Raw genomic sequence first — 5,482 nt, 5'->3', positions numbered from 1 at the left:
CCGAGAAGCGGCGTGAGGTCGGCCAGGCCAACAACGAGCTGAAGAACGCAGTGACCCAGGCCATCGCCGAGCGCCAGGCGGTGCTAGGCAAGGCGGCGCGCGCGGCCCGGCTGGCCAGTGAGCGGATCGACGTCACCTTGCCGGTGGCGCCGGAGGTCCAAGGCCATATCCACCCGATCAGCCAGACGATCGAGGAGATCACCCAGATCTTCGCCGAGATGGGTTTCACCGTCGCCGAAGGGCCGGAGATCGAGACCGATTTCAACAATTTCACCGCGCTGAACATCCCGCCGGAACATCCGGCGCGGCAGATGCACGACACCTTCTACCTGCCGGACCGGCCGGACGGGCAGGCAGCGGTGCTGCGCACTCACACCTCGCCGGTGCAGTTCCGCACCATGCTGTCGCAGAAGCCGCCGATCCGCGTCGTCGTGCCGGGCCGGACCTTCCGGTCCGACTACGACCAGACCCACACCCCGATGTTCCATCAGATCGAGGGGCTGGTGATTGACGAGGCCATCCATATGGGCCATCTGCGCGGCTGCCTGCTGGAATTCTGCCGCGCCTTCTTCGACGTGCCGGACCTGCCGATCCGCTTCCGCCCCAGCTTCTTCCCCTTCACCGAGCCCTCGGCCGAGGTCGATATCGGCTGTTCGCGCAAGGGCGGCGAGCTGAAGCTGGGCAATTACGGCGACTGGCTCGAGATCCTCGGCTGCGGCATGGTCCACCCGAAGGTGCTGGAGGCCTGCGGCATCGATTCCACCCGCTACCAGGGCTTCGCCTTCGGCATGGGGATCGAGCGGCCGGCGATGCTGAAATACGGCATTCCCGACCTGCGCACCTTCTTCGACGCCGATCTGCGCTGGCTGAAGCATTACGGCTTCGTGCCGCTCGACGTGCCTTCGCTCGCCACTGGCCTGACCCGCTAGACCCGACACGCCGCATCAAGGCCGAGATCATGAAATTCACGCTGTCCTGGTTGAAGGACCATCTCGACACCACGGCGTCGCTGGGCGAGATCACCGACACGCTGACCAGCCTCGGGCTCGAGGTCGACGGTGTCGAAGATCCGGCCGCCGCCCTGGCACCCTTCACCATCGCCTATGTCAAATCGGCGGTGCAGCACCCCAATGCCGACCGGCTGCGTGTCTGCATCGTCGACACCGGCAAGGGCGAGGTGCAGGTGGTGTGCGGCGCGCCCAACGCCCGCACCGGCATGAAGGGCGTGTTCGCCCCCGTGGGGTCTCATATCCCCGGCACCGGCATCGACCTCAAGGCCGGCGTGATCCGGGGCGAGGCCTCGAACGGCATGCTGTGCTCCGAACGGGAGATGGGGCTGTCGAACGAGCATGACGGCATTATCGAGCTGCCGGCCGATGCGCCGCTCGGCGCCTCCTTCGCCGCCTGGCGGGGGCTCGACGACCCGGTGATCGAGATCGGGCTGACGCCGGACCGGGCCGATTGCGCCGGCATCCGCGGCATCGCCCGCGACCTCGCCGCCGCCGGCCTCGGCACGCTGAAGCCGCTGGACGAGGCACCGGTCGCCGCCGCGTTCCAGACCGACCTCACGGTCGCGCTGGACTTCCCGGCCGATGCGGCCGGGGCCTGCCCGCTGTTCGCCGCCCGCGTCTTCCGCGGCGTGAAGAACGGCCCCAGCCCGGCCTGGCTGCAGCAGAAGCTGAAGGCGATCGGCCTGCGCCCGATCTCGGTGCTGGTCGACATCACCAACTTCTTCACCTTCGACCGCAACCGGCCGCTGCATGTCTTCGACAAGGCCAAGGTCCAGGGCGGGTTGCGCCTGCACCTGTCGCAGGGCGGCGAGACGCTGGCGGCGCTGAACGACAAGACCTACACCCTCGGCGCCGGCGTCACCGTGATCGCGGATGACGCCGCGGTGCTCAGCCTCGGCGGCATCATGGGCGGCGCCTCGACCGGCGTGGAGAGCGACACCACCGACGTCGTCCTCGAAGCCGCGCTGTTCGACCCGATCCGCACAGCGATGAGCGGCCGCGCCTTGGGCGTCAGCAGCGACGCGCGCTACCGGTTCGAGCGCGGCGTCGACCCGGCCGCCGTCTTCGCCGGCATCGAGCAGGCGACGCGGCTGATCCTGGAATTGTGCGGCGGCGAAGCCTCGCAGGTCGTGGTCGCCGGGCAGGAACCGGATTGGCGCCGCCAGCTGACGCTGCGGCCCGGCCGGGTCGCCAGCCTGGGAGGCGTCGACGTGCCGCGTGAGCGGCAGCAGGCGATCCTGTCGGCGCTCGGCTTCGGTGTCTCGGACGGCGATGACGGCCTCACTTTGGCCGATGTCCCGTCCTGGCGCGGCGACGTGCAGGGCGAAGCCGACCTGGTGGAGGAGGTGCTGCGGGTCAATGGCTACGACGCCATTCCGGCCGTGCCGCTGCCGCGCATGAGCACGCTGACCCAGCCGGCGCTGACGCCGCAGCAGAAGGCGCGCGAGGTGGTGCGGCGCAGCCTGGCCGCCCGCGGCCTGGACGAAGCGGTGACCTGGTCCTTCATGGACGGCCGCGACGCCGCGTTGTTCGGCTTCGCCAATGCCGGGCTGAAGCTGGTCAACCCGATCGCGTCGGATCTCGACACGATGCGGCCGTCGGTGCTGCCGAACCTGATCCGCGCCTCCGGCCGCAACGCCGCGCGCGGCCTGCCCGATGCGGCGCTGTTCGAGATCGGGCCGATCTATCGCGACGCGACCGAGACCGGCCAGGCCATGGTCGCCAGCGGCACCCGGGCCGGCCAGAGCGGCCCGCGCCACTGGTCCCAGCCGCCGCGCCCGGTCGACGCCTTCGACGCCAAGGCCGATGCCGCCGCGGCGCTGGAAGCGGCGGGCGCGCCGGTCGCCAACCTGGTGGTCTCGACCGACGCGCCGGGCTGGTATCACCCCGGTCGCTCCGGCTGCCTGCGGCTCGGTCCGACGGTGCTGGCCCAGTTCGGCGAGCTGCACCCGGCCGTGCTGTCGGCGCTGGGCGTCGACGGGCCGGTGGTCGGTTTCGAGGTGTTCCTGGATGCCGTGCCGCAGCCGAAGAAGAAGGCCGTGACGGCCAAGCCGCTGTTGAAGCTGGCGGCGTTCCAGCCGGTGGTGCGCGACTTCGCCTTCGTGGTCGATGACGGCGTGGCGGCGGACCGCATCACCAAGGCGGCGAAGGGCGCGGACAAGGCGCTGATCGCCGATGTCGCCCTGTTCGACGTCTATCGCGGCCCCGGCGTGGCGGAGGGCTGCAAGTCGCTGGCCCTGGCGGTCACGCTGCAGCCGGTCGAGGCGACCCTGACTGACGAGGCGATCGAGGCGGTGAGCAAGAAGATCGTCGCCGCGGTCGAGAAGCAGGGCGGCACCCTGCGGGGATAACCGCTGCACGCCCACGCCCGGCGCTCATCCCACGGGGGATCGCCGGGTATGGGCAGAAAACGCAGGCACTGATGGTGGTGCGCTCCTGCGATTCCCAACACCGTCATTGCGAGCGCAGCGAAGCAATCCATCGTGCCGCACGAATCGGCCCCTGGATTGCTTCGTCGGCTTCGCCTCCTCGCAATGACGGTGAGGGAGGGGTGCTTTGAGGAGACCCCGCCGGGGCTTCGGCCTTCAGTGCGAAGCGCGGCGGGTCGGCAGGCGCTTGGGCAGCGGGAAGTTCGCCAGGGCGCGCGGCACCGGCTCGTAATTGACCTTCTGGGCGCGGGCGACGGGGGGCGGGGCGTGCAGGGCGATCATGGCGCCGATGCCGTCGCTGCCGGCAGACCCTTCTTCCTCGGCGTCGCCTTCGGCCGAGGCCAGCATGGTTTCGGCCGCATCCGGCCGGCGGTCGGGAACCGGCGCCTCGAACGGTGCCTGTACCGCAGACGCCACCCGCGGCGTGGCGGCCGCGGGGGCCTCCGAAACATAGGTGCCGCTGCCGCTGCCGGCATCGTCGAAGGCGTCGTCCAGCAGTTCCGCCATCCGGGCGTTGCGCGCGGTCGGGCTGGTGCCGCCGAAGATCACGCCGATCAGCCGGGTCTTTCCGCGCACGGCCGAAGCGACCAGGTTGAAGCCGGCGGCGCGGATATAGCCGGTCTTCATCCCGTCCATACCGGGATAGGACTGCATCAGATGATTGTGGTTCGGGAAATTCCGGCCGCGATAGCGGAAGTTCTTGGTCGCAAAGTACGGGTAGTACTGCGGATAGTCGTTGATCAGGGCCCGGGCCAGCACCGCCATGTCATGCGCGGTCGAGACGTTGTCGGGGTCCGGCAGGCCGTTGGTCGAGCTGAAATTGGTGCGGCTCATGCCCAGCGCCTGCGCCTGCTGCGTCATCATCCGGGTAAAGCGGCCTTCGTTGCCGCCGATCGCCTCGGCAAGCACCACTGCCGCGTCGTTGGCCGACTGGGTGACCAGGCCCAGCACCGCGTCCTCGACCCGGATGCGGGCGCCGGTCGGCAGGCCCAGCTTGGTCGGCGACTGCGAGGCGGCGTAGCTCGACACCGCCAGCCGCGTGTCCATGGTCAGGTCGCCCTTATCCAGGCTGCGGAAGGTCAGGTACAGCGTCATCAGCTTGGTCAGCGACGCCGGGTACAACTGCTGGTTGGCGTTTTCCTCGTGCAGCACCTCGCCGGTGCGCGCGTCGATCACATAGGCGGCAAAGCGCGGTGCCGCTTCGGCCCGGACCGGCAACAGCGCAAGGGCGAGGCAGGCGAGAAAAGCCGCCGCCGATCGCGCAAATAGACCTGCCATGCCAACCCCCCGCTGCACGCCAGTTGCGGATCTTGGTTCAGGCGTGATTTCAGAAGTTTAGAATAACCCGTTGATTTTTGTCCATAAACCAATTGCTGGAATCCGACAAAAAGATCGGAGGCCAGATGCGTCGCCCTTTAATCCTGCCGTGATCCTCGCAGGATCGATCGATCCAAGGCAACGGCGTTGCAGCAGCGCCGGGCGGCCTGCGGCACAGCGCCGCCCTGGCCCGGTTTTGCGACACTCATGTTGCACTGCACAAAATTCGTTGACAGATCGAACCGACCTGCCCATATTCACGGCATGTTGCACTGCAGCATGACCGGAAGTTGCCTCGGTGAGGGCCGGTTGGCTGCACGAGTTGCCTATTTCGGAGACCGTCCATGACCACCGCAAAGAGCCGTGCCGGCTCGAGCAAGGTGCTCGAGGCCGTTGAGACCCCCACTATCGACAGCACCGCCGTCGAAACCAACATCGAGATCGTGAGGACCACCGTGGCAGACACCGTGAAGACGACCCAGGCCGCCGCCCAGAAGAACCTCGCCCAGGGCCTCGCCCTGTCCAAGGACCAGTTCGAGAAGGCCTCCCAGGCCGCGACCAAGGGCTACGAGGATTTCGTCGCGCTCGCCAAGGGCAATGTCGACGCCTTCTTCGCGTCGGCCGCCGTGTTCGCCCAGGGCTCCGAGCAGCTGAGCCGCGCCTGGTTCGCGCTGCAGCAGGGCGCCGCCGAGCAGGCCGCCGCCGCGACCCGTTCGCTGTTCGCCG

General features: G+C 68.7%; 3 protein-coding genes and 1 pseudogene. 3 read left to right on the top strand and 1 reads right to left on the bottom strand.

Features of this window, described 5'->3' with window-relative positions; genetic code table 11:
• Both pheS and pheT read left to right on the top strand, forming a co-directional pair.
• On the top strand, positions 1-929 hold a 929-nt coding region (pheS, locus tag AC3XYG_RS26290), incomplete at its 5' end, for a phenylalanine--tRNA ligase subunit alpha (protein WP_489142830.1).
• 29 nt (positions 930-958) lie between these two features.
• Entirely contained in the window at positions 959-3,361 is a 2,403-nt protein-coding gene (gene pheT / locus AC3XYG_RS26285) for a phenylalanine--tRNA ligase subunit beta (protein ID WP_489142829.1), read from the top strand.
• A 234-nt stretch (positions 3,362-3,595) separates the two neighbouring features.
• On the opposite strand, the gene AC3XYG_RS26280 is transcribed toward pheT, so the two are convergent.
• Entirely contained in the window at positions 3,596-4,717 is a 1,122-nt protein-coding gene (locus tag AC3XYG_RS26280; protein WP_489142828.1) for a D-alanyl-D-alanine carboxypeptidase family protein, read from the bottom strand.
• Between the two features lie 383 nt (positions 4,718-5,100).
• Here AC3XYG_RS26280 and AC3XYG_RS26275 point away from each other — a divergent pair.
• A pseudogene (locus tag AC3XYG_RS26275) lies at positions 5,101-5,482 on the top strand (hypothetical protein); the annotation flags it as partial.

This window comes from Inquilinus sp., from assembly GCF_057815775.1.
Note: the sequence above shows the minus strand (reverse complement) of the source record. Positions and strands in the feature narration are given on the sequence as shown.

Bases quoted from the DNA above. Each gene is read 5' to 3' on its own strand.
- pheT (WP_489142829.1), top strand. From the start codon at position 959: ATGAAATTCACGCTGTCCTGGTTGAAGGACCATCTCGACACCACGGCG.
- AC3XYG_RS26280 (WP_489142828.1), bottom strand. From the start codon at position 4,717: ATGGCAGGTCTATTTGCGCGATCGGCGGCGGCTTTTCTCGCCTGCCTC.